Raw genomic sequence first — 23123 nt, forward strand, 5'->3', positions numbered from 1 at the left:
GAGTGGCTATGACCAGCACCGTCGCCATGGCCCTCAGACGACGTCGAATTCGTTGCCCTCGGGGTCCTGCATGGCGGCGGCGTAGAGCCCCATGTCCGGCTCATCCTTGATCCGCAGCACGGTGGCACCAGCTTTGACCAGCCGTTCCACCGTAGCCTTGACCCGCTGTGCGCGGACGTCCAGTGGGACGTCACGGCCCCCACCGACCTTCAGGTCGAAGTGCCACCGGTTCTTGGCGACCTTCCGCTCCGGAACCTGCTGGAACCACACCCTCGGTCCACGTCCCGCAGGATCGATGATCGACTCCGGAGTGTCCCCGGCACCGGCCGGCAACTCTGCCTCGGGCACCCCCATGGCCGCCCAGTAGGCACGCCAGGTGGCGTGCCCGTCTGGCGGAGGCTCAGGCACGTAGCCCAGGGCCTCGGCCCAGAAAGCCACCATTCTCTGCGGATCGAAGCAGTCGATCGTCAGCTGTACTGCCATCTCCATGCCCAGAGCATCCCAGGCAGGTCTGACAGAAGATCCACTTTCGCAACAGCTAGGGGCCGCTAGTCCCGTCAGGCGGCGAAGGCGGCGGTGATGATCGTATTGACCAGGGCCATGTCGTTGCCTCCGCCCGTGACGGGGTTGAAGCAGTACACCAGGCGGCGGTGAAGGTCGGGGGTGGTGAACATCCCGTCGGTGTAGCCGTAGGTGCTGCCGGTCTTGCCCCACAGTGTCAGGTCCGGGCGCCCGTTGCCGCCGGGAATCGTCACGCGCATCAGGCCCGCGCCGTAGTAGGCCCAGCCGTGCCCCGGATCCTTGCCGGAGCCGCCCAGGTAGGGCACGTGGGGGACGGTGAGCAGTTCCTTCATCTGTTCCGGTGCCAGGAGTTGCCCACGGAACAGGGCGGTCAGGAAGCGGTCGAGGTCGGCGGTGTCCGAGATCATGCCCCCGGCGCCCGGGTTCTGCTCGGTGACGTCGGCCAGCTTGCTCGTCCCGTCGGGCTGGGGGACCGCGAGGTAGCCGTGGGCGTGGGGGCCGGGGATCGTGGGGTCGGTCTCGGGGGCGGTGGTGTCCCGCAGGCGCAGCGGGCGCAGGATGCGCTGGTTGATCTCCTGCTCGTAGCTGTGTCCGGTGAGCTTCTCGACGAGCATTCCCGCGAGGTAGTAGCCGGTGGCTCCGTAGACCTGCATGCTGCCCGGCTCGGTGAACGGCCGGTCGTGACGCACGGCCTTGCCGACCAGTTCGGACAGCGGGTGGTCGTCGAAGCGGTGCTGGACGATGGCGTCGGGCGTGGACGGCAGGTCGTCCGCCGTCAACTCGGGCAGGCTGCTGGTGAAGTTCAGCAGGGTACGAACCGGGATCGGCGGGTAGTCGGCGGGCAGCACGTCCGGAAGGTAGTGCTGGACGGACTGGTCGAGGTCGACTCGTCGTTCGGAGGCCAGTTGCAGCACCACGGTGGCGATGAAGGTCTTGGTGACGCTGCCGAGGCGGAAGCGGCCGTCGACCGGAACCGGTTGGCTGGTGGTGATGTCGGCGACTCCGTACGTCCCCGTCCAGTGCCCGGCTGGCCCGCTGATCCGCGCCAGCACCCCTGTCACCCTGTTCGGTGCGCTGGAGATGGCGCTCCGCAGGGCCTGAGGATCCAGGGCGGGCAACGAGTCGTCGGCCCGGTGGACCGCGGCAGCCGGGTGCGGGGCAGGCGCGGCCATCGCGGGCGCGGCCGCAATCGCGACCATCGCGGCGGCGGTGCACGACAGCACCGCCCACGTTCGCTTGTTCAAGATCATATCGACGAGAGTGCTGCTTCTCGGCGCCCCAGCCATCGGGGATCACCCGGACTCGGTCCCTGGGTCACCCCTGAAACCAGTGCTAGACGGCGACCTGGTCGGGAACCGGGGCGGCGGCGCGGTCGGGCATGGTGTGCCGCCGGGCCCAGACCAGGCCCGCGGCCACCACGGCGGTGGCTCCCGCGACGAGGAACGAAATCCCCGGACCGCCGTGCTCCACCACGTAGCCGCTGATGGACTGGCCGACGGCGAGGCCGAGCGTGACGGCCGTGAGCACCCAACCGAAGGCCTCGGCGGCGGTGCCCTCGGGGGCCACGAGTTCGATGGCCGCGGAATGGGTCGCCGACTGCGGGGTGATCGCCGCGCCGGCCAGGATCATCGTCACCGCCAGCCCCCACAGCGTCGATGGCCAGGCCAGCAGCGCGACGAACAGGCCGAACAGGGTGAGCAGCACGGGAAGCCGCGAGGACATGCGCCGGGGCCAGGGGCGCAGGCTGTACGCCACACCGAACGCGACGGAGCCGACCGACCACAGCGACAGCAGCACCCCGCCCAGCGCGGGCCTGCCCGCCTCCGTGGCCGCCGCGGGCACCGCCACCTCGACGAAGCCGATGACGATGCCGAAACCCAGCGCCGCCACGGCGAGCGTACGGAGGCCGGGGCTGGCCAGCGCGCCGAGAAGGGGACGCGGCCCCGCGGGGGCCGGTCCCCAGGCGCGCACGGTGGGGCTCAGCGCGAACAGGGTGGCGCCAAGCACCATGCAGAGCCCGCCCGCCACCATCCCGGTGCCGGGCCATGGCGCGGTGACCAGCAGGCCGGCCAGCCCGGGGCCGAGGATGAAGAACACCTCCATGCTGATCGCTTCGTAGGAGAAGGCCGCGTTCTTGGCGGACTCGTCGGTGAGGAGGCGGCCCCACAGTGCCCGTGATGCGGAACCGACCATCGGCTCGGTGATCCCGATCCCGCCGCCGAGCACCATCAGCAGGCCGGTGTTCAGGTGGGCCTCGATGGCCAGCGACAGCGCGGTCATGGCCAGCGCGAACAGGGCCACCGTCACCAGCAGCGGCCGTGTGGGTCCGTAGCGGTCGATGAGCCTGCCCTGGACGATCGCGCCGATCGAGACGCCCACGAGCGATCCCGCCGAAACCAGGCCGGCCGCCGTGAACGAGCCGGTCTCGCGCTGGACGTAGAGCAACGCCGACAGCCCGATCATCGCGATGGGCAGGCGGGCCAGCACGGAGGCGAGCAGGGGCCTGCCGCTTCCGGGGGTGGTCAGTGCGGTGCGGTAGGCGGCGAGCGAACTGGACTGGGACACGCGTACCAGTATGCCGACTCTGGTACGGCAGTACCAAATCGTTTTGCGGTGATCAGGGCCCCGGTTGCCCGCCTATGTCACGGTTCGATAACTGCGGCGGCGAGTTTTGCGAGCCGAGGCAACGAACTGGCCACGACGGCGTCCTTGGGAGTGAAGGGCCTTGAAACACGGGGTGGGGCCCGTGGCATGGTTGAAGCAGTACAACAGAACTCCCTCCGGAATCGGGTCGGGGCCTACACCGGAGGGCGGGGAGCGCGGTCCGTCGGGGGATGGCCCGCGCAAAGGACGAAGGGTCGGTGCGCCACGTCGGGGGTGGCGCCCGGCCCTTCGTTCGTGCGAGCACCCTGCTCGCGCTGCGCGCTTCGCGGGGCTCGCTTCGGCGTCTTGTCCGGGGGTCGAACCCCCGGGCCCCGCCAGGGGGCCAGCCCCCTGGATCCCCGGCGCGGTGCCGGGTTCCGGTGGTGGGGGAGGGAGCCGGTTTGCCGTGAGGGTCCCTCACGGCCCTTTTTGCCTTGCCGCGGTGTCAGCGGGCGCGGCGGGCGAGGCGTTCGGGGTCGAGGATCAGCACGCTCTTGCCTTCGAGGCGGAGCCAGCCGCGGTGCGCGAAATCGGCCAGAGCCTTGTTCACGGTCTCACGAGAGGCGCCGACGTACTGTGCGATCTCCTCCTGCGTCAGGTCGTGCGTGACCCGCAGGATGCCCGCCTCCTGGCTGCCGAAGCGCTGCGCGAGCTGCAGCAGCGCCCGCGCCACCCGGCCCGGCACGTCGGTGAAGATCAGCTCGGCCACCATGTTGTTGGTGCGGCGCAGTCTGCGCGCGATCACCCGCAGCAGCTGCTCGGCGATCTCCGGCCGCGTCGAGATCCACTTCCGCAGCGACGGACGGTCCATCGTCACCGCCCGGACCTCGGTCACGGTGGTGGCGCTCGACGTACGCGGCCCCGGGTCGAAGATGGACAGTTCGCCGAACATGTCCGAGGGGCCGGCGATCCACAGCAGGTTTTCCCGGCCGTCGGGCGACTTGCGACCGATCTTGACCTTGCCGGACAGGATGATGTACAGCTTGTCGCCGGGCTCGCCTTCAGTGAAGATCACGTGGCCCCGTGGGAACTCCACGGTCTCCAAGGTCTGTGCGAGTGCCTCGGCCGCGGCCGGTTCCACACCCTGGAAGATGCCCGCCCGGGCCAGGGTCTCGTCCACCTCGTGCCTCCTCGTCGGTGGCGACTTCCGCCCCCGGCGTGGGAGCGTGTCGCCGATCACTTGCGTGCAGTCTAGGCCGTTCGGGCGAGATCGCCTCATGGCTCACCCGTAGGCAAGCTGCCCACGCCAGTGAAGGGTGGACGCAACCTCGTCCGATCGAGCAGCCTAACTCCGCGTCCGACGGGGCCTGAGCTTGGCCGTCCTTCCGCCGAGTCTGCGCAGCCGGAACAGCTCCAGCGCGCGTCCGATTCCATGGCCGTAGAGGGCCCTGACCTCGTTGGGCCGGGCCTGCTCGAGGAATTCCTCGACCTCTTCTTCCTGCACGGCGACGTGCTTGAGACGGCTTTCCACGCGCTCCATCGCCAGCGCGAAAAACATCATCACGAGCGGTACGGCTATCACGAACCAGACCGTCATCGACTCCAGATCCTCGCTTAAGTTCGCTCGGTTCTCGCGCCAAGCTGGGTGCGGTCCACGGCCATCGCCTGCACGGCCATCGACCACCGGCAACCGTCCGAAGTTCCTTCCGTAGGCTATCGGGGTGCCTCCCGCCGTTCGTTACGCCCCCCGACGGGGCGACGAGACCCGGCTTGCTTTGGTGAGACGCGCACGGCGCATGCTGCGTTGCCTCGCCGAGGCGTATCCGGATGCGCACTGTGAGCTGGATTTCACCAATCCTCTCGAACTGCTGGTCGCGGTCGTGCTCTCGGCGCAGACCACGGACGTCCGCGTGAACGAGGTCACCCCGGCGCTGTTCGCCCGCTACCGCACGGCCGCCGACTACGCCGGTGCCGACCGGGCGGAACTGGAGGAACTGCTCCGCCCGACCGGTTTCTTCCGGGCCAAGACCAACTCGCTGCTGGGGCTGGGCGCCGCGCTGGTGGAGCGCTTCGGCGGCGAGGTACCCGGCCGCCTCGAGGACCTGGTCACCCTGCCCGGTGTGGGCCGCAAGACCGCGAACGTGGTGCTCGGCGACGCCTTCGGGGTGCCCGGCCTGACCGTGGACACCCACTTCGGCAGGCTGGTGCGCCGCTGGCGGTGGACCGCCGAGGAGGATCCGGTCAAGGTCGAGCACGCGGTCGCGGAACTGATCCCCCGCAAGGAGTGGACCATCCTCTCGCACCGCGTGATCTTCCACGGGCGCCGCGTGTGCCACGCGCGCAAACCCGCCTGCGGGGCCTGCCCGCTCGCCGCGGACTGCCCGTCCTTCGGCACCGGGCCCACCGAGTTCGACGAGGCCGCGAAGCTGGTCAAGGGACCGGAGCGCGACCACCTGCTGGCATTGGTGCGGAACCGGTGACCAGGGCGGCGAAATGGGCCCTCGCGGTCGGGGTGCTGCTGATCGGGGTGATCATCGCGGTGCTCCCGCGCGGGAACGGCACCACCACCCCCGATCTTTCCGCCGCCCGTTCCGCCGCCGCGCTCGCGCCCTGCCCGAACGGTGCCGGTGACGTCCCGCAGCTGCGCGGGGTGAGCGTGCCGTGCCTCGGTGACGGCTCCACGATCGATCTCGGCCGGGCGCTCGGCGGTGAGACCACGCTGGTCAACCTGTGGGCAACCTGGTGCGAACCCTGTAAGAGCGAGCTTCCCGTGCTCGCCGCCTATGCGAACAGCCCGGGCGCGGTGCGGGTACTCGAGGTGCAGGTCGCGAGCAGTGCCTCCGACGGCCTCGGTCTGCTCACCAGGCTCGGGGTGCACCTGCCGTCCGTGTTCGACGGCGAGGGGGACACCGGGCCGGTGCGCGACGCGCTCAAGGTCCCCTCGGCGCTCCCCGCGTCCTACCTGGTCACCCCGGATGGCAAAGTCCGTTTCATCTCGAACCCACGCGTCTTCCACAACGCTGACGAGGTGCGTGCCGCTGTGGAGGGACATTCGTGAACGGTCCGCTGGTCGACGCGGGCTCCGTGCCCGCATGGCTGAGCCCGCTGGTCGAGATCAGCGGGAAAGTCGATTCGAGCACGTTCACGCGGTTCAGTCCGCCACGGGACCGGTTCACCAGATCGGCGGCCGTGCTGATCCTGATGGGCGAGGGACACCGCGGTCCGGACGTGCTGCTGCTCCGGCGCGCCGAGACGCTCGGCTCGCACGCCGGGCAGGTGGCCTTCCCGGGTGGCGGTGCCGACGACGGCGACGGCGGGCCGGTGGGCACGGCCCTGCGCGAGGCCGAGGAGGAGACCGGAGTCGATCCGTCCGGGGTCCGGCCGGTGGCGGTGCTGCCCGAGTTGTTCGTGCCGGTGTCCCGCTTCTCGGTGACCCCGGTGCTGGCGCACTGGGAGAAGCCGTCCCCGGTGCGCGCGGTCGACCCCGCGGAGACCGCCGCAGTGGCCAGGGTCGCAGTGCATGATCTGGCGGATCCGGGTAACCGGTTCCTCGTGCGGCGTTCTCCCGGCTACCAGGGACCTGCCTTCGCCGTGGACGGCCTGTTCATCTGGGGGTTCACTGCGGGGCTGCTCTCGGTGCTGCTCTCTCTGGGCGGCTGGGAGCGCGAGTGGGATCGCGGCGACGTCCGCGAGCTCGAGGACGCGCTGCGCGACCACGAATGGGAGACACCATGAACTGGGTCGATGTCCTGGTGATCGTGCTGGCGCTGCTCGCCGCGGTTTCCGGTGCCCGTCAGGGCGTCGTGATCGCCCTGCCCGCGCTGATCGGGGTGATCGCCGGCGCGGTCGGCGGTATCCGGCTCGCCCCGCTGGTGGTCGAACTCTTCGCCAACCCGGCGGCGAAGGTGGCCGTCGCGGTCGCCGTGGTGGTGTTCCTGGTGGCGCTCGGAGAGACGCTGGGGGTGTGGGTCGGCCGCAGAGTGAAGCTCGCCGTGAAGAAGCGCTTCAACACCGACAAACTGACCGGGATCGACCAGACGCTCGGCGCGGTCGTGCAGGGCCTGGTGGTGCTGGTGGTCGCATGGCTGATCGCGGTGCCGCTCACCGGGGTCGCGGCGTTGCCGGGACTGGCCAAGGCCATCAACAACTCGGCGGTGCTGGGTGCGGTCGACAAGGCGATGCCACCCGCGGCCGAGGGGCTGCCCGCGGATCTGCGCAAGCTGCTGGACGCCTCCGGTTTCCCGTCCATTGTGGACCCCTTCCAGCGGACCGAGATCAACGAGATCGCGCCGCCCGACGGCACCCTGCAGAGCAGTGCGGTGGTGCAGCAGTTGCACGGGAGCGTGCTCAAGATCCGCGGTACCGCGTCGTCGTGTTCGAGGGCGCTGGAAGGCAGTGGTTTCGTCGTCGCGCCGCAACGTGTGGTGACGAACGCACACGTGGTGGCGGGTACCGATCAGACGGCGGTCGAGACCTCGCAGGGTCGTCTGCCCGCGCGGGTGGTCTACTTCGACCCCGAGGTCGACATCGCGGTGCTCGCGGTGCCGCGTCTGCAGGCGACCCCGTTGACCATCGCCGAGACCCCCGGTCGCGCCGGTGACAGCGCGATCGTGCTCGGCTATCCCCTCGACGGCCCCTACACCGCGACTCCGGCCCGGATCCGCAACCAGATCACCTTGCAGGGCCCCGACATCTACGATTCGCGCACCGTGCGCCGCGACGTGTTCACCGTGCGTGCGCAGGTGCGCAGTGGAAACTCGGGGGGCCCGCTGGTGAATCCGGACGGACAGGTGGTCGGCGTGGTCTTCGGAGCCTCGGTGGAGGATTCGGAAACCGGTTTCACCCTGACCGCGAAGCAGGTCAATTCCGTGATCGAAGAAGCGCCCTCGCTGAGTGCCCGGGTCAGCACCGGCTCCTGCGCCGCTTGAAGTCCGCTGCTCTAGAGGGCACCGAGGAAGGCCAGCAGGGCCTTGTCGGTGCGGGCGGGGTCCTCCAGGTGAGGGAAATGCCCGATGCCGGAAAGGGATTCGAAGCGGGATCGCGGGCCGTGCCATGGTGAGGAGGCACGCGCTGTCTCCGGTAGTACGCAGGTGTCGGCCTCGCCGTGCACCTGGAGTACCGGCACCGCGACGCGGTTGCCGATCGCCGCGCTGAACCGCCTTCCCTCACCGCGGAACTGGGCCCGGAACGCCCATCGGTAGTACTCCAGCGCGCTGTGCGCGACGCCCTGGACGAGCATCGCCTCGCGGAACACGCGTGCCGTTTCGGCGAAGTCCTCGCCGCGCCGCCAGGCCGGTCCGGACCACGAACGCAGCAGCGCCTCGACGTTCGCGGCCTCGTCGGCGACCAGCCAGCGTTCGGGCGCCATCGGCACCTGGAAACGGAACAGATGCCCCATCGCCCGCGGCTGGCTCGATCGCCTGCGGTGGAACAGGGTCCTGCCCATGGCGGACCGGAAGGCCAGGGGGTGCGCCCCGCCGAGCACGCTGACCGAGGACACCAGGCGGGGATGCAGGGCGGCGGCGGTCCAGGCGAGCATGCCACCCCAGGCATGGCCCACCAGGTGTGCCCGGCGCTCGCCCAGCGCGCGGATCAGGCCCGCGACGTCTCCGGCGAGCGTCCACGCATCGTAGCCGCGCGGCGGCTTGTCGGAATCGCCGTAACCGCGCAGATCCGCAGCGACCACGTGGAAACCCGACTCCGCCAGCGACACCAGCTGATGGCGCCAGGCCCACCAGAACTCGGCGAACCCGTGCAGCAGCAACACCAGTGGGCCGTCGCCCGCCTCCGCGACATGCAGACGGATTCCGTTGGCGGACACGTCGTGATGTGTCCAGGGGCCGTCAATCCGGACGGTGGAGGGATCGGGCGACTGCACGGACTCGGGTGGGTCAGTGCTGCTCGGCGACGGCCTCGCGCCGGGGCTTGAGCGCCGCGGCGGTGTCCTTGACGCTGGTGATCGTGCGCTGCGGGGCCCGGATCTTCTTCATCTTGCGGTATCCGAGGAAGGCGAACAGGAGCGTGAACACCAGCATCAGGCCGAACACGGTGAGGAAGGCCGGCCAGCGCAGCCCCCACCAGTCGGAGAGCAGTTCACCGAGGAAGAAAAAGAAGAAGAACGAGCTGTAGAGCCCGACCACGGCGGCGACCATGAAGTAGACGCTGCCGGTGAGGCCCTTCTTGACCTCGCCGACGACCTCCGACTTCGCCAGCTCGACCTCGGCCCGCACCAACGTGGACAGGTGCTGCGTCGCCTCGCCGACCAGTGTGCCGATGGACTTCCCGCCGCCGTCGGCGCCGGCGTCGTCCTCACGGGAGAGGGGAATGTAGGGCACGGCCCCGAGGCCGTCTGGGCCGCTGCGTTCGTGCTCCTGACTGCTCACGAAGGTCATCGTGCCATGTGCCCGTTCGGGGGGCGCGCTCAGTGCCTGCTCGGCGCGTTGGCGAGCCGGCTTCAGGCCGCGCCGGCCCCCCCGGCCGCACCGTGGACCCGGTTACGCCGCAGGAGCAGCACGGAGGCGGCGAGGGAGGCGATCGCCGAGGCCAGCAGCACCGCCGCCTTGGCCAGGTCGCTCGGCCCGGACGGCAAGGCCAGTTCGGCGATCAGCAGGCTCACCGTGAAGCCGACTCCGCCGAGCAGGGACAGTGCGGCGAGATCGCGCCAGCCCATTCCGCGAGGCCGCTCGCCCAGCCGCAGGGCGACCGCCAGCGCGGAGGCGCCCAGTATCCCCACCGCCTTGCCCGCCACCAGCCCGATCACCACGGCCAGCGGGATGGCGGTGGTGAAGACCACGGTCAGGGAGTGCGCGTCGAGTTCGATCCCGGCGGCGAAGAGGGCGAACAACGGCACCGCGACGGCCGCCGACCACGGCTGCAGGCGGTGTTCCAGGCGGATCGCCGGCGCCTCTTCCTCATCCGGATCGGGCCGGACCCGGGTGAGCAGGCCCAGTGCGACACCGGCGATCGTGGCGTGCACCCCGGCCGAGTGCACGGCGACCCAGGTGATCACGGCGAGCGGCACGTACAGCCACGCGCTGCGGACGCGCAGGTGCTGCAGCAGGGCGTACAGCGCGAGGGCGGCGACGGCGACCGCGGCCGCCACCAGGTTGAAGCTCGCGGTGAACAGCACGGCGATCAGGATGATCGCGCCCAGATCGTCCACCACCGCCAGCGACAGCAGGAAGATCCGCGCCGAACCCGGCAGGTTCGATCCGGTCAGCGCGAGCACACCGAGCGCGAACGCGATGTCGGTGGCGACGGGGATCGCCCACGCCCGGTCGATGCCGGGGCTTCCCCAGGCGACCGTCAACGCGAGCAGCGCGGGCACGATCATCCCGCCGAGCGCCGCCACCACCGGCAGCACCGCCTGCTTGAAGCGGGACAACTCGCCCACCACGAGTTCCCGCTTCAGTTCGAGACCCGCCACGAAGAAGAACAGCGCGAGCAGACCGTCCTTCGCCCAGTCGCCGACCGAAAGGTCGAGGTGCAGCACGTGCGGCCCGAGCGTGAGATCACGCAGAGCGCGGTAGCCGCCCGCGACAGGAGAGTTCGCCCACAGCAACGCGATCGCTGTCGCGGCCAGGAGGATCAGGCCGCCGGTCGTCTCGGTGCGCAGGTAGCGGGCGAACTCCTGGATGCCCTTCGGTTTGGTCACAACGGCTCCAGGGGTCGACGGGGTATCCGCCGACCAGCCTTCCCGGCACACCTCCGCCCAGTGTATCCGATGACCACCCTCTTGATCGTTTCGTCGCCGGACGCCCGTTTGCCCGGAAAATGCGGCCGGATTGCGTACGGCGATCAACATTTTCCGGCCCTACCATGTGAATCACCCACAGCTTCCCGACCCGAAGGAGTGTCGGCCGTGACCACGCGCACCGAGACCAAGCGGGACACCAGGTTCTTCGGCCACCCGCTCGGACTGGCGAACCTGTTCGGCGTCGAGATGTGGGAGCGCTTCTCCTTCTACGGCATGCAGGGGATCCTGGCGATCTACCTGTACTACTCGGCGGCCGAAGGCGGCCTCGGCATGGCGAAGGCCAGTGCACTGGGCATCGTGGGCGCGTACGGCAGTCTCGTCTACCTGTCCACGATCGTCGGCGCCTGGGTCGCCGACCGGTTGCTCGGCGCCGAACGCACCCTGTTCTTCAGCGCCCTCCTGATCATGATCGGGCACATCGGCCTCGCCGTCCTGCCCGGTTACACCGGGATCCTGGTCGGCCTGCTGTGCGTCGCCTTCGGCAGCGGCGGGCTGAAGGGCAACGCCACGGCCGTTGTCGGCACCCTCTACGACGAACTCGACGAGCGGCGTGACGGCGGCTTCACCATCTTCTACATGGGCGTCAACCTCGGCGCGTTCTTCGGACCGCTGTGCACCGGGCTCGCCCAGACCGGACTCGGGTTCCACTACGGCTTCGGCCTGGCCGCGATCGGCATGGCGGTCGGCTTGATCCAGTACACGATCGGCCGCCGCAACCTCGGCACGCGCGCGTCGACCGTGCCCAACCCGTTGCCCGCCGGGCGGCGGCCCGCGGCCGCCGGGGTGCTCGTCGCGGTCGTGGCGGTGGTCCTCGTGGCCGTCTTCACCGGCCTGGTCACCGCGGGGAACCTGGCCACCGTGGCGACCTGGGTGGCCGCGGTGGCCGCGGTGGGGTACTTCCTGGTGATCCTCACCAGCGGGAAGATCACCGGGGTGGAACGCAGGCGCGTGCTGTCGTTCATCCCGATGTTCATCGCCAGCGCCGCGTTCTGGGCGCTCTACCAGCAGCAGTTCACCGTGCTCGCGGCCTACTCCGACCAGCGGCTCGACCGCGATCTGTTCGGCTGGGTGATGCCGGTGTCCTGGGTGCAGTCGATCAACCCGGTGTTCATCATCGCGCTCGCCCCCGTCTTCGCCCTGGTCTGGACGAAACTCGGCGCGCGGCAGCCCACCACCCCGGTCAAGTTCGCCTTCGGGACCGGGGTGATGGGGGTGGCGTTCCTGCTGTTCCTGCCGATGGCGGGGGGAGGCCCGAACAGCGCGCCGCTGCTGGCGATGGTCGGCATCGTGCTGCTGTTCACCGTCGCCGAACTGTCGTTGTCGCCGGTCGGGCTCTCGCTGGCCACCAAACTCGCCCCGGAGGCGTTCCGCACCCAGATGGTGGCGCTGTTCTTCCTGTCGGTGTCACTCGGGTCGGCGCTGTCGGGCTCGCTGGCCCAGTACTACAGCGCCGACCACGAGGCCGCCTACTTCGGCATCCTCGGCGCCGTCGCGATCGCGATCGGCGCGGCGCTGGCGGCGGTCAGCCCCTTCGTCAGCAGGCTCATGTCCGGCGTGCGCTGACGCCGAGTCCCAAACAGGTCCTACTAGTGCAGGGCGACGCCGAAGAGAACGCCTACGTAGTAGGTGACCAGCATCGTCAGCGCACCCATGCCGACATTGCGGAGCACCGCCCGGCGGGCGCGGGCGCTGCCGAGCCGTGCACTGACGTAACCGGTGAGGAACAAGCCCGCCATCACGGCGAGAACGCAGGTCCACACGCGCCATCCCGCGGGCGGCAGGATGATCGCGAGCAGCGGCAGCAGCCCGCCGACCGTGAACGCCGCCAGCGAGGCCCAGGCCGCCTGCCAGGGGCTGGTGAGCTCGTTGGGATCGATGCCCAGCTCGGCCTCCGCGTGGGCCTGCAGTGCGTCCTTTTCGGTCAGTTCCCTGGCGACCTTGGCCGCGAGTTCGGGCGAGAGCCCCTTGTTCTCGTAGATCTCGGCGAGCTCGCGTTCCTCCTCCTCCGGCATGGTTTTCAGCTCGTACTTCTCCAGCTGCAGCATCGCGCGCTCGGTGTCGCGCTGGGTACTCACTGAGACATATTCGCCACCGGCCATGGAAAAGGCACCCGCGACCAGTCCGGCGATTCCGGACATGAGTACGGCGGTGCGGTCGGTGGTCGCCCCGGCCACGCCGACGACGAGGCCGGCCACGGAAACGATCCCGTCGTTGGCCCCCAGCACCCCGGCCCGCAACCAGTTCAGCCTGCCGCCGAAGTTCGTGTCATGCGGCTCATGCCCGTGTGGCGCGTGGGCGTTCTGTGTTTCCGTCACGTGTTTATTGAAACACAGCCCGCCACACGCGTCGTGCTATTGTGATTCGCTCCGGAATAGAAAAGGCGAACCTTGGTTAGTTTCGCCTAACTTTATTTCTCGCCGAACTCCGGCAGTCGTCGAACCCGGTACTCCAGTTCGCTGGCCGCCCCCCGGGCCGGATCGCCCAGCGCCACCCGCCACCGGTCGGCGAACTGATCCACTCCGGACACCATCGGGATGGTTCCCGACAGCAGAACGACTCCGGGCGCGTACAGGTCGTGCTCCCGCAGGAAGTCCAGCCAGTAGGCGGGGGGCAGCAGTTCGGCGAGCGTCCCGTCCTGGATCGGGGTGTCCCCGACCCAGGCGCGCAGGGTCAGCTCGTCGAGCCGGTCCGCCACTTCCGTGAGGCGCCAGGCCGTGGACGCCAGCACGTCGGGGCCGGCGTTCTTGCTCCATGCCACCCCGTGCACCTCCAGCGCGCGATCGGTGTGGTCGCAGGCCGCGGTCAGCAGTACGTCGTGCGGTTCCGGACCGGTGATCACCAGTGCCCATTCGGCCTCTCCGGACGTGCGGCCGTGCTGTGCCGGGACCTCGCCGGTCTGCTGCGCCAGGTAGGGGGCGACCGCATAGAGGGCCGGAGTCGCGGCGGGTGCGGGAACTCCGAGTTCGGCGAGTTCGGCGACGTGCGCGGCGACATCGGCCTGGTTCCGCCCGGCGTACCCCGCGTTCAGCAGCGTGTGCACCCGGGTCGCCGCCTCGCTGCCGTCGGGCAGCCGGAAGCGCAGCTCGGGACAAGTAGTCATGGTGTCTCCGTTTCGGGTTACCCAGTTCTTACCGGCGAAGGGTTGCGCATGCAGGTTGTATACAACCAGTATTACAGCGGCCAAGTGGAAGACAGAACCAGGATGTGACCCAATGACCTCCGCCCCGCCGAGCGTGGACAAGGCGTCCCTGCGCCGCGCGTTCATCGCCAGCCTGTCCGGAACTTCCCTGGAGTGGTACGACTTCGCCGCCTACTCGATCGCGGCGGCGACCGTCTTCGGGCACCAGTTCTTCCCGACGGGGGACCCGTTGGTCAGCACCATGGCGGCGTTTTCCACCTACGCCGTCGGCTACCTGTCCCGACCGCTTGGCGGGTTCGTCTTCGGGCGGCTCGGCGACGTGGTCGGCCGCAAGCGCGTCCTCGTGCTGACCCTGCTGCTCACCGGAACCGCGACCTTCCTCATCGGCCTCCTGCCGACCCACCAGAGCATCGGCGCGGCCGCCGCCGTACTGCTGGTACTGCTGCGGTTCGCCCAGGGGGTGGGCATCGGAGGCGAGTGGGGTGGCGCGGTCCTGCTCTCCAGCGAGTTCGGTGATCCGGCCAGGCGTGGCTTCTGGGCCTCCGCGGCCCAGGTCGGCCCGCCCGCGGGCAATCTGCTCGCCAACGGGGTGCTGGCCACGCTCTCACTGCTGCTGACCGAGGACCAGTTCACCTCGTGGGGCTGGCGGGTCGCCTTCCTGCTCTCCGGTGCGCTGGTCGCGTTCGGCCTGTGGATCCGGCTCAAGCTCGAAGAGACGCCGGTGTTCCGCCGCCTCGTGGAAACCGGTGAGCGGCCCCAGGCCCCGATTTCGGAAGTGTTCCGGCACGAGCGGCGCGCCCTGCTGGCGGCGATCTTCGTCCGCGTCCTGCCGGACGTGCTCTACGCGCTGTTCACGGTCTTCGTGCTCACCTACATGACGCAGCGCCTGCACATGTCCCGCAGCGAGGGGCTGACCGCCGTGATGATCGGCTCGGCCGCCCAGTTGGTGCTGATGCCTGCCTTCGGTGCGCTTTCCGACCGCGTCGACCGGCGCCGGCTCTACCTGGTCGCGACCATCGCGGGAATCATCTGGCCCTTCGTGTTCTTCCCGCTGGTGTCCGGCCGGTCCTTCCTCGCCGTCCTCGTCGGGATCGTGGTCGCGTTGACGATCCACGCCGCGCTGTACGGTCCGCAGGCGGCGCTGATCACCGAGCAGTTCTCCGAGCGACTGCGCTACACGGGCAGTTCGCTCGCCTACACGCTGGCGGGTGTGATCGGTGGAGCCGTGGCGCCGCTGCTGTTCACCAGCCTGCTCGCGAAGTTCGGGTCGTGGGAGGTGCTGGCGCTGTACGTGGTCGTGGCCGGGATCGTCACCGTCGTCGGCCTGAGCTTGGCCAGGTCCCGTGCCGGGGAGCTCGTCGGGGAGGAGCTTTCCTGACCGGCCCGTCAGGAGGCGGTGAGCTGGAGCCTGAGGGTGATTTCGTGGTGGTCGTCGATGGCGGCCAGTGCGCCTTCGAGATCACCGGCGACCAGCGCGTCGAGGATCCGGCGGTGCTCGGCGAGCACCGCCTCCTGCCGGTTCTCCGAGCGCTCGAGCGCGGTGAGGCCCGCGCGCATCTGGCGCGCCCGCAGAGAAGCGTAGGTCTTGGTCAGCATGGCGTTGCCCGCCGCTTCGACCAGCAGGCTGTGGAAGTGGTGGTCGAGCTCGATGAAGTCCTTGGCGTGTTCGCGGTCGGTGTGGTGGGCCTGCCGGGTGAGGGTCGCCTCCATCTCGTTCGCCGGGACGGCCCCCTCCGCCAGCGCCTTCTGCGCGGCGAACCGTTCCAGGACGCCCCGCAGTTCGAAGAGGTCCTTCAGATCCCGTCCAGACAGCGGGGCGACGTAGGCGCCACGGTTGGGGACCAGTTGCACGAGGTCTTCGGCCGCGAGTTGGAGCAGGGCTTCGCGCACCGGGGTCCGGGACACGCCCACCCGCTCGGCGACCTCCTGCTCGCTGACGAAGGCACCTTCCATGGCCGGGTCGGCGAGGACCGAATGCTTGAGGAAGGCATACGCCTTGTCGCGGCCCGAGGTGGCTGTTCTGGCCGGGGCCGGCATGGCACCGCTCCTTCCATACACGTTGTATACAGATGCTAGCGGACATGTCTTCGGCGCCGAAAAAAGACGCCGGGACGGACGCCTGATCGAGGAGCGTCCGTCCCGGCGAGTCCGGGTGAGCCGCAGGCTCAGCGGTTGAGTTCGGCCAGTGCCTGCTTCGCCTGCTCGAGTTCGGCTTCGAGCTGAGCGACCTTGGCCTGCTGCTGCGCGCGCGCCTCGTTGATCGCCTCGTCGATCGGGGTGGACAGGTCCTCGTGCAGCTCCTTGGCCGCGCGCGAGACGGCCGAGGCCGGGATGGTCAGGCCGCGAGCGACCCAGGTGCTGCCGTGCTTCAGCTCCGCCTGCCAGTCGCCGTCCGCGGTGCCGGTGACGGTGAGCGTGAGCTCGACGGTGCGAGTCTTACGGGGCGCGGCGCCCTTTGCCCGGCCTCGCTTGGCCTTCGGGGCATCCTCGGCCGTGTCGGCGTCCGCGGCACTGTCCGCGGCAGGGATGGTGGCCTCCTCGTCGGTGGCCTGCTCCTGCGGGGCGGTCGTGGTGTCCAAGCTCATTGCGGGTGCGGTCTCCCTCTTCGTGGGGTCCGGCTACGACGGTATGGCAGTCTAGAACATTTGTTCGACATTGGGAATACCGGGCCGGTCTCCTTGATTGTCGCCGCGGTCTCCGGGAGGCTGGAGGGCGGGGTGCCCTGCCCGCCGCGGATCACCCTGGCCCCCGTCGGTGGACCGTCGACCGAGTGATGACCCCGGTGTCGCGTTACAGATGTTCACTCGATAGTGTGCATCGCACAGTTTGCGCTGAGCTTGGTTTATGTGCTCTTTCCGCAGCTCATGGGGGTGAAGTGCGCGCCACACCGATGGTTGATCCGCGGATCGGGTGCTGATACCAATTGAGCGCAACACGCACCTGGGGTGCCACGTGTCTTATGGGAGACACGGTCCGGTTCAATTCGCTTCGCTGTGTCCTTGAGGATTGGTAGATGCAGAAAACTGCGGTCTCGCGCGCCCGGAATATCTTCGCGGTCGCCGGTTTTTCCGTACTGGCCCTGACCACCGGAGCTTGTTCCGGTTCGGACCAGCAGGCCGTGACTCCCGTCGCGGTAACCCAGGAAGATCTGACGCAGTTGCCCGAGGCGAACACCTTCGGCACGGTCACCGATGCGCCTACCGATCCGCAATTGAACGGCGGCGCCAAGGCCGGTAAGGTCATCCACCCCAAGGCCGACATGGTGGTCTATGCCTCTGTCGGTGGGAAACCGATCGCGAAGCTGCCCGCCATCCAGATGGGATCTCCCACCTGGGTGCCGGTGGTGGCCGAGCAGAACGACTGGGCGGAGATTCTCCTGCCGACGAGGCCGAACGCCTCGGCGGGCTGGGTTTATCTGCCTTCCGGAGCGGCGGAGACCGCGCAGGACGACTACGCGGTCGAGGTGGACCGGGCTGCCTTCACGCTGCAGATTCTGGAAAACGGCACGCCGACCGGTAAATGGACGATCGGCACCGGTAAGCCGGAACACCAGACCCCGGCGGGGCGTGCCTACATCATCGCCTCCATCGAAGAGTCGAAAAACACCTACAGTCCGATTGTTCTCCCGTTGAGCTACCACTCGGACTCGCTGGAGACATTCGGCGGTGGTCCCGGGACTGTCGGCCTCCACACTTGGCCGAACGACAGCTATGTCGGAAAGGCGAACAGCGACGGCTGCATCCGCGTTCCCAAGGATGCCCTGACCGCGCTCGCCAAATTGCCGCTCGGCACCATCGTGAACATCAAGTGATGGGCCGTTCGGAGAAATCAATTTCACGAAAGGTGATTACTTGTCCAGGAAGAAGGCTGTAGCCGGCGGTATCGGCGCGCTCTCGGCCCTGCTCGTGACGGGCGCCGTGCTCGCTCCCGCGGCCGGTGCCACCACGACCACGGGGCACAGCACCGCGTCCAGCGGTGGGAACTCCGCGTTCGCCGTCTCCGCCTCGGGTCTGCTGCACATCGACCCGTCGCCCGCGGTGGACGACTCCAACGGTTTCTCCCAGGCTTCCCTCGTCAAGGCGCAGGTGCCCCCGGCTCTGCTCGGTGTGGGTGCGCTGAACGCCCAGGCCGGTGGTGGCGGCGCGCAGGCCAGCGTCGCGAAGCTCGGTGTCGGCCTCGGTCCGGCCAAGCCGCTGGTGAACGCCGCCGCGATCGAAGCGCAGTGCGGTTACGGCGAAAAGCCGCACACCTCGCTGGCGAAGGCCGCCATCGGTGACATCAAGCTCGACGTCCAGGTGCCCGCCAACACGTCGGTGTCGGTGCCGGGTCTGCTCTCCGTCACGCTGAACAAGCAGGTCAAGCACAAGGACGGGTCGATCACGGTCACCGCGATCTCGATCCAGGTCGACAACGTGCAGAAGATCGACATCGCTTCTGCCCACTGCGGGCCCGACGGCGACGACGACAACGGCGGCGGCGACGGTGGCACCCCCACCGGCACCCCGACCGGTGCACCGGGCCAGCCGAGCGGCACCCCGACCCGGACCAGCACGAGCAAGCCGTCGGCCACCGTCAGCAGCGGTAACGCCGCGCCTGCCGGCGACAAGGCGCTGCCGAACGGCAAGGCCCCGACGCCGACCCCGGTGAAGGCGCACCTCGACGTCACCGGCTGATCAGCTTGCGAGAACGAAGGCCCCCGCCAAGGATTGGCGGGGGCCTTCTTCCGGTTGGGGGTCAGTCTTCGGTTTTGCCGGTTTTGAGGCCTTGGGAGATGAGGTCCATGACGGCGCTGTCGGCGAGGGTGGTGACGTCGCCGATCTGGCGGTTTTCGGCGACGTCGCGCAGGAGGCGGCGCATGATCTTGCCGGAGCGGGTTTTGGGGAGTTCGGGCACGATCATGATCTGGCGGGGTTTGGCGATGGGCCCGATTTCCTTGGCCACGTGGTTGCGCAGTTCCTGCACGGCCTGCTCACCGGTTTCGGCGGCGTTGCCGCGCAGGATGACGAACGCGACGATGCCCTGCCCGGTGGTGGGATCGGTCGCGCCGACCACGGCGGCCTCGGCCACGGTGGGGTGGGACACCAGCGCGGATTCCACCTCGGTGGTGGAGATGCGGTGCCCGGACACGTTCATCACGTCGTCCACCCGCCCCAAAAGCCAGATGTCGCCATCGGCGTCGTACTTGGCGCCGTCCCCGGCGAAGTAGTAGCCCTGCTCGGCGAAGCGGGACCAGTAGGTTTCGCGGTAGCGCTGTTCGTCGCCCCAGATACCGCGCAGCATGGCGGGCCAGGGCTTGTCCAGCACGAGGTAGCCCCCGCCACCGGGGCCGACCTCGGTACCGGTGTCGTCGACGACCTTGGCCGAGATCCCGGGCAGGGGTTTCTGCGCGGAACCGGGTTTGGTGGCGGTCACCCCGGGCAGCGGGGAAATCATGATCGCCCCGGTCTCGGTCTGCCACCAGGTGTCCACGATCGGGGTCTTCCCGGCCCCGATGTGCTCGCGGTACCACATCCACGCCTCCGGGTTGATCGGCTCACCCACCGACCCCAGCACCCGCAGACTCGACAGGTCGTACCCGGCGGGGATCTGCTCACCCCACTTCATGAACGTGCGGATCAGCGTCGGCGCCGTGTAGTAGATCGACACCTTGTAGTTCTGGATGATCTCCCAGTGCCGCCCCTCGTGCGGGGTGTTCGGCGTGCCCTCGTACACCACCTGCGTGGCCCGGTTGGCCAACGGCCCGTACACGATGTAGGAGTGCCCGGTCACCCACCCGATATCCGCGGTGCACCAGTACACGTCCTGCCCGGGCTTGTGGTCGAACACCACATGATGGGTGTAGGCCACCTGCGTCAGATACCCACCCGAGGTGTGCAGGATCCCCTTCGGCTTCCCCGTCGTCCCACTGGTGTAGAGGATGAACAACGGATGCTCGGCATCAAACGCCTCCGGCGTGTGCTGCACCGGCTGGCCCTCGACCAGCTCGTGCCACCACACATCCCGCGCCGGATCCATCGGCACCTCATCACCGGTACGCCGCACCACCACCACCGTGCGCACCGACTCCGCACCCGCCAGCGCCTCATCCACATTCGCCTTCATCGGCGCGGCCTTACCCCGCCGGAACTGCCCATCCGAGGTGATCACCACCCGCGCCTGGGCATCATCGACCCGCGACCGCAACGCCGCCGGGGAAAACCCACCGAACACCACACTGTGCAACGCCCCGATCCGCGCACACGCCAGCATCGCCACGATCGCTTCCGGGATCATCGGCAACTGGATCGCCACCCGATCCCCCGACCCCACCCCCAACGACACCAACGCGTTCGCCGCCCGGCACACCTCATCCTTCAACTGCCCATACGTGATATCCCGCGTATCGCCCGGCTCCCCCACCCAGTGGATCGCCACCTGATCACCGTGCCCGGCCTCCACATGCCGATCCACACAGTTGTAAGCCACATTCAACTTCCCGCCCACGAACCACTTCGCGAACGGCGCACCCGACCAATCCACCACCCGCGAGAAATCCGTCTCCCACGACAACCGCCGCGCCTGCTCCCCCCAGAACGCATCCCGATCCGCCTCCGCCCGCGAATACCATCCCGCATCCGCATTCGCCCCCGCCGCGAACACCTCACTCGGCGGGAAGGTCCGGTTCTCGGTGAGCAGGTTGTCCAATGCCGGGGACTGCTCGGTCATGGTGCACGGCCTCCTGAAGTTACCTACCTGTGGCTGATGCCGGAAGCACGTTAGCGACGTTAGTGCTCACAGCGAAAGAGTGCAGCAATCGCTCCCCGCCGGGGGCGAGGAGAAGGCCGGCTCACACCCGGCCTCATCGTGACACGCCGAGAGCGTTCGCAGGTAGCTCGTTGCGGCTGAATCCGGGCGAGGCGAGGGAGGTCCGGGGCGCCTCCTATGCTCGCTCTACCGGTGTCACGGAGGAGGGTGCATGGCTGAGCGGGAAGAGCTCACCTGGGAGTTGTTCGGTACCGCCGGCAGGGAACTGGCCGAGGCCATCGCCGACAGCGGCTTCGAGCCGGATCTGATCCTGTCCGTGGCGCGCGGCGGGCTGTTCGTCGCGGGTGCGCTCGGTTACGCGCTCGACGTCAAGAACCTGCACGTCATGAACGTCGAGTTCTACACGGGCGTGGACGAGCGGCTGGACCTGCCCGTGATGCTGCCGCCGGTACCCAACGCCGTCGACCTGACCGGAGCAAGGGTCCTGATCGCCGACGACGTCGCGGACACCGGGGCCACCCTGAAGCTGGTGCGGGACTTCTGCGCCGATCACGTCGCCGAGGTCCGGTGCGCGGTGGTCTACGAGAAGCCGCGTTCGGAGGTCCGCTGCGAGTACGTGTGGCGGCATACCGACAAATGGATCAATTTCCCGTGGTCGAGCCTGCCGCCCGTGGTGCGGCGGTCGGGGCAGGTGCTGGACGCATGAGCGACCCACTGGCCCCACTGCTCGAACTGGAAGGCGTCGCCGACGCGGTGAAGGCGGCCCAGGACGCCGTTTTCGCGGTGCACCGCCACCCGGCGAACCTGCGCGGCGGTTCGGCGACCGCGGCGGAAGCCTCCGTCCGTGCCGCCCGGGCCTCGGCCGCCATCGACGGCGCCGATCCGGAAATCCCCGCCGACGCCGCGGTGACCGATCCGATCCTCGCCGGTGCCCTGCGGGTGGCCGAGTCGCTCGAGTCCCTGCTCCCGACCTGGCGCCGCGCGCCGGCTCAGGCGCTGGCCCGCCTGCACGTCCTGGCCGCCGCCGATCTCGTCGATGATCCCGAGACCCTGGGCAGGCCCCGCGCCGGGGCCGGACCGCGCCTGGAACTGCTCTCCCAGCTGGTCACCGGGGCGACCTCGGTGCCCGGTCCGCTGCTGGCCGCGGTGGTGCACGGGGAGCTGCTCGCGCTGCGGCCCTTCGGCACCGCGGACGGGGTGGTCGCCAGGGCGGCGGCCCGGCTCACCATGGTGGCGACCGGCGTGGACCCGAAGTCGCTGAGCGTGCCGGAGGTGGCGTGCTTCCGGCGGGTGGTCCGTTACCAGGAGGCGGCACAGGGTTTCGCCTCCGGCGAGCCCGAGGGCGTCCGGGGCTGGCTGCTGTTCGTCTGCGAGGCCATCGAGAAGGGCGCGCGGGAAGCCCGCGGCATCGCCGAGGCCGCGGGCTGAAACCCGGTTTCCGTCAGGCGGTCCGCGCCGCGCAGGTGCTGACCGCCTTGCGGACGTGTCCGCCACTGGCCGCCAGCAGTGCGGTGGCGGTGGCACCGTCCACTCCGCACAGCAGGTGCACCAGCGCCACCTTCAGGTCGCCATCGGACTCGGCGAGCGCGTCCGCGCACTCCTGATCGGACGCTCCGGTCGCTTCGCGGAGTATGCGCAGCATCCGCCCGCGCAACTTCGCGTTGGTCGCGCGCATGCTGACCATGAGGTTGGAGTACGTCCGGCCGAGCTTGATCATCGTCGCCGTGGAGAAGGCGGTGAGGACCATCTTCTGGGCGGTACCCGCCTTCATCCGGGTGGAGCCTGCGATCACCTCGGGCCCGGTGTCGACCGCGATCAGCACGTCGACCCCGGCAGGCCGGGCGGCCCGCGGATTACCGGAGACGAGTGCCGTCGCGGCGCCGTGCTGGTTCGCCGCCTTCAGCGCGCCGAGCACGTAGGGGGTGCGTCCGGAGGCCGTCAGACCCAGCACGAAGTCGCCCGGCTCCACCGCCGCGGCCAGCTCGTCCGCCCCGCCCTGCGCGTCGTCCTCGGCGTTTTCCACCGCTTCACGCAGCGCCTTCGTGCCGCCGGCGTGGTGTGCCACGAACCAGTCCGGCGGCACGTTGTAGGTCGGTACCAGCTCGGCCGCGTCCAGCACGGCGAGCCTGCCGGAGGTGCCGGCGCCGACGTAGTGCACCCGGTGCCCGGCCCGTAACGCCTCGACCGCGAGATCCACCGCGGTCGCCAGCTGCGGCAGGACCTCGCCGACGGCCTCCGGCACCCGGCGGTCTTCGGTGTTGATCAGCCCGAGGATGCCGAGCGTCGGCAGGCGGTCGATCTCGGTCGTGCGGGGATTGCGTTGCTCGGTCGGGGAATCAACGTGCACTACCTGACTCGGCACCCTCATCGTCGGCCTCA

The 23123-nt window shown here is 69.3% G+C and carries 24 protein-coding genes; 10 read left to right on the forward strand and 14 right to left on the reverse strand.

Going from position 1 to position 23123, the window contains the following annotated elements:
- Positions 1 to 33 precede the first annotated feature (33 nt).
- The 5 genes from ORV05_RS35270 to ORV05_RS35290 all read right to left on the reverse strand — a co-directional run bounded on the left by ORV05_RS35270 (position 34) and on the right by ORV05_RS35290 (position 4702).
- Positions 34 to 489 carry a VOC family protein gene (locus tag ORV05_RS35270; RefSeq protein ID WP_268756192.1) on the reverse strand — a complete coding sequence of 152 codons (456 nt, stop codon included), beginning with the start codon at positions 487 to 489 and terminating at the stop codon, positions 34 to 36.
- 68 nt (positions 490 to 557) lie between these two features.
- Complete coding sequence (locus tag ORV05_RS35275; protein WP_268756193.1) at positions 558 to 1772, reverse strand: serine hydrolase domain-containing protein; 1215 nt, start codon at positions 1770 to 1772, stop codon at positions 558 to 560.
- Between the two features lie 82 nt (positions 1773 to 1854).
- Positions 1855 to 3087 (reverse strand): MFS transporter, encoded by a 1233-nt coding sequence (locus tag ORV05_RS35280; protein ID WP_268756194.1) that lies wholly within the window; start codon positions 3085 to 3087, stop codon positions 1855 to 1857.
- Between the two features lie 523 nt (positions 3088 to 3610).
- On the reverse strand, positions 3611 to 4285 hold the full coding sequence (locus ORV05_RS35285) for a Crp/Fnr family transcriptional regulator (RefSeq protein ID WP_091508361.1): 675 nt from the start codon (positions 4283 to 4285) through the stop codon (positions 3611 to 3613).
- Positions 4286 to 4450: 165 nt separating this feature from the next.
- A complete protein-coding gene (locus ORV05_RS35290) occupies positions 4451 to 4702 on the reverse strand; it encodes a hypothetical protein (RefSeq protein ID WP_144588332.1) in 252 nt (83 codons plus the stop codon).
- Positions 4703 to 4901: 199 nt separating this feature from the next.
- Between ORV05_RS35290 and nth the strand changes: the two genes are divergently transcribed.
- Genes nth through ORV05_RS35310 form a run of 4 tightly spaced genes read left to right on the forward strand, consistent with a single transcriptional unit; the run spans position 4902 to position 8033 of the window.
- Complete coding sequence (gene nth / locus ORV05_RS35295; RefSeq protein WP_268760040.1) at positions 4902 to 5585, forward strand: endonuclease III; 684 nt, start codon at positions 4902 to 4904, stop codon at positions 5583 to 5585.
- The gene (locus ORV05_RS35300) at positions 5582 to 6163 is read left to right on the forward strand and encodes a TlpA family protein disulfide reductase (protein WP_268756195.1); all 582 of its coding nucleotides are present in this window, start codon (positions 5582 to 5584) and stop codon (positions 6161 to 6163) included. The genes nth and ORV05_RS35300 overlap by 4 nt, the downstream gene beginning before the upstream one ends.
- Positions 6160 to 6840, forward strand: coding sequence for an NUDIX hydrolase (locus ORV05_RS35305; protein WP_268756196.1), 681 nt, complete (start codon positions 6160 to 6162; stop codon positions 6838 to 6840). The genes ORV05_RS35300 and ORV05_RS35305 overlap by 4 nt, the downstream gene beginning before the upstream one ends.
- A complete protein-coding gene (locus ORV05_RS35310; protein ID WP_268756197.1) occupies positions 6837 to 8033 on the forward strand; it encodes a MarP family serine protease in 1197 nt (398 codons plus the stop codon). Before ORV05_RS35305 ends, ORV05_RS35310 begins: the two co-directional genes overlap by 4 nt.
- 11 nt (positions 8034 to 8044) lie before the next feature.
- On the opposite strand, the gene ORV05_RS35315 is transcribed toward ORV05_RS35310, so the two are convergent.
- The 3 genes from ORV05_RS35315 to nhaA form a co-directional block, all read right to left on the reverse strand.
- Entirely contained in the window at positions 8045 to 8983 is a 939-nt protein-coding gene (locus tag ORV05_RS35315) for an alpha/beta fold hydrolase (RefSeq protein ID WP_268756198.1), read from the reverse strand.
- Between the two features lie 13 nt (positions 8984 to 8996).
- A complete protein-coding gene (locus ORV05_RS35320; RefSeq protein WP_268756199.1) occupies positions 8997 to 9497 on the reverse strand; it encodes a phage holin family protein in 501 nt (166 codons plus the stop codon).
- Positions 9498 to 9559: 62 nt separating this feature from the next.
- On the reverse strand, positions 9560 to 10759 hold the full coding sequence (gene nhaA, locus ORV05_RS35325; RefSeq protein WP_268756200.1) for a Na+/H+ antiporter NhaA: 1200 nt from the start codon (positions 10757 to 10759) through the stop codon (positions 9560 to 9562).
- A 207-nt stretch (positions 10760 to 10966) separates the two neighbouring features.
- Here nhaA and ORV05_RS35330 point away from each other — a divergent pair, with 207 nt between their 5' ends.
- Positions 10967 to 12424, forward strand: a complete 1458-nt coding sequence (locus ORV05_RS35330; protein ID WP_268756201.1) for a peptide MFS transporter — start codon at positions 10967 to 10969, stop codon at positions 12422 to 12424.
- A gap of 23 nt (positions 12425 to 12447) precedes the next feature.
- Here ORV05_RS35330 and ORV05_RS35335 read toward each other — a convergent pair whose 3' ends face one another.
- Together ORV05_RS35335 and ORV05_RS35340 are read right to left on the reverse strand one after the other, a co-directional pair.
- Complete coding sequence (locus ORV05_RS35335; protein WP_268756202.1) at positions 12448 to 13176, reverse strand: VIT1/CCC1 transporter family protein; 729 nt, start codon at positions 13174 to 13176, stop codon at positions 12448 to 12450.
- Positions 13177 to 13268: 92 nt separating this feature from the next.
- Entirely contained in the window at positions 13269 to 13961 is a 693-nt protein-coding gene (locus ORV05_RS35340) for a DUF2848 domain-containing protein (RefSeq protein WP_268756203.1), read from the reverse strand.
- A gap of 112 nt (positions 13962 to 14073) precedes the next feature.
- Here ORV05_RS35340 and ORV05_RS35345 point away from each other — a divergent pair, with 112 nt between their 5' ends.
- The gene (locus ORV05_RS35345; protein ID WP_268756204.1) at positions 14074 to 15378 is read left to right on the forward strand and encodes an MFS transporter; all 1305 of its coding nucleotides are present in this window, start codon (positions 14074 to 14076) and stop codon (positions 15376 to 15378) included.
- An 8-nt stretch (positions 15379 to 15386) separates the two neighbouring features.
- Here the strand turns inward: ORV05_RS35345 and ORV05_RS35350 are convergent, their stop codons facing one another.
- Both ORV05_RS35350 and ORV05_RS35355 read right to left on the reverse strand, forming a co-directional pair.
- A complete protein-coding gene (locus tag ORV05_RS35350; protein WP_268756205.1) occupies positions 15387 to 16037 on the reverse strand; it encodes a GntR family transcriptional regulator in 651 nt (216 codons plus the stop codon).
- 128 nt (positions 16038 to 16165) lie between these two features.
- Positions 16166 to 16585: a DUF6319 family protein gene (locus ORV05_RS35355; RefSeq protein ID WP_268756206.1), complete on the reverse strand. Its 420-nt coding sequence runs from the start codon at positions 16583 to 16585 to the stop codon at positions 16166 to 16168.
- Between the two features lie 428 nt (positions 16586 to 17013).
- Here ORV05_RS35355 and ORV05_RS35360 point away from each other — a divergent pair, with 428 nt between their 5' ends.
- Together ORV05_RS35360 and ORV05_RS35365 are read left to right on the forward strand one after the other, a co-directional pair.
- Complete coding sequence (locus ORV05_RS35360) at positions 17014 to 17811, forward strand: L,D-transpeptidase (RefSeq protein WP_268756207.1); 798 nt, start codon at positions 17014 to 17016, stop codon at positions 17809 to 17811.
- Between the two features lie 40 nt (positions 17812 to 17851).
- Positions 17852 to 18673, forward strand: coding sequence for a choice-of-anchor P family protein (locus tag ORV05_RS35365; protein ID WP_268756208.1), 822 nt, complete (start codon positions 17852 to 17854; stop codon positions 18671 to 18673).
- Positions 18674 to 18734: 61 nt separating this feature from the next.
- Here the strand turns inward: ORV05_RS35365 and acs are convergent, their stop codons facing one another.
- Positions 18735 to 20705, reverse strand: coding sequence for an acetate--CoA ligase (gene acs, locus ORV05_RS35370; RefSeq protein ID WP_268756209.1), 1971 nt, complete (start codon positions 20703 to 20705; stop codon positions 18735 to 18737).
- Between the two features lie 250 nt (positions 20706 to 20955).
- On the opposite strand from acs, the gene ORV05_RS35375 reads away from it, so the two are divergent.
- Positions 20956 to 21450 (forward strand): phosphoribosyltransferase, encoded by a 495-nt coding sequence (locus ORV05_RS35375; RefSeq protein ID WP_144592061.1) that lies wholly within the window; start codon positions 20956 to 20958, stop codon positions 21448 to 21450.
- Complete coding sequence (locus ORV05_RS35380; RefSeq protein WP_268756211.1) at positions 21447 to 22172, forward strand: Fic family protein; 726 nt, start codon at positions 21447 to 21449, stop codon at positions 22170 to 22172. Before ORV05_RS35375 ends, ORV05_RS35380 begins: the two co-directional genes overlap by 4 nt.
- Positions 22173 to 22185: 13 nt before the next feature.
- Here the strand turns inward: ORV05_RS35380 and murQ are convergent, their stop codons facing one another.
- Positions 22186 to 23112, reverse strand: coding sequence for an N-acetylmuramic acid 6-phosphate etherase (gene murQ / locus ORV05_RS35385; RefSeq protein WP_144592060.1), 927 nt, complete (start codon positions 23110 to 23112; stop codon positions 22186 to 22188).
- Between the last annotated feature and the right edge of the window lie 11 nt (positions 23113 to 23123).

Source organism: Amycolatopsis cynarae (assembly GCF_026802195.1).
In the GTDB taxonomy this organism is placed as follows: domain Bacteria; phylum Actinomycetota; class Actinomycetes; order Mycobacteriales; family Pseudonocardiaceae; genus Amycolatopsis_E; species Amycolatopsis_E rhizosphaerae.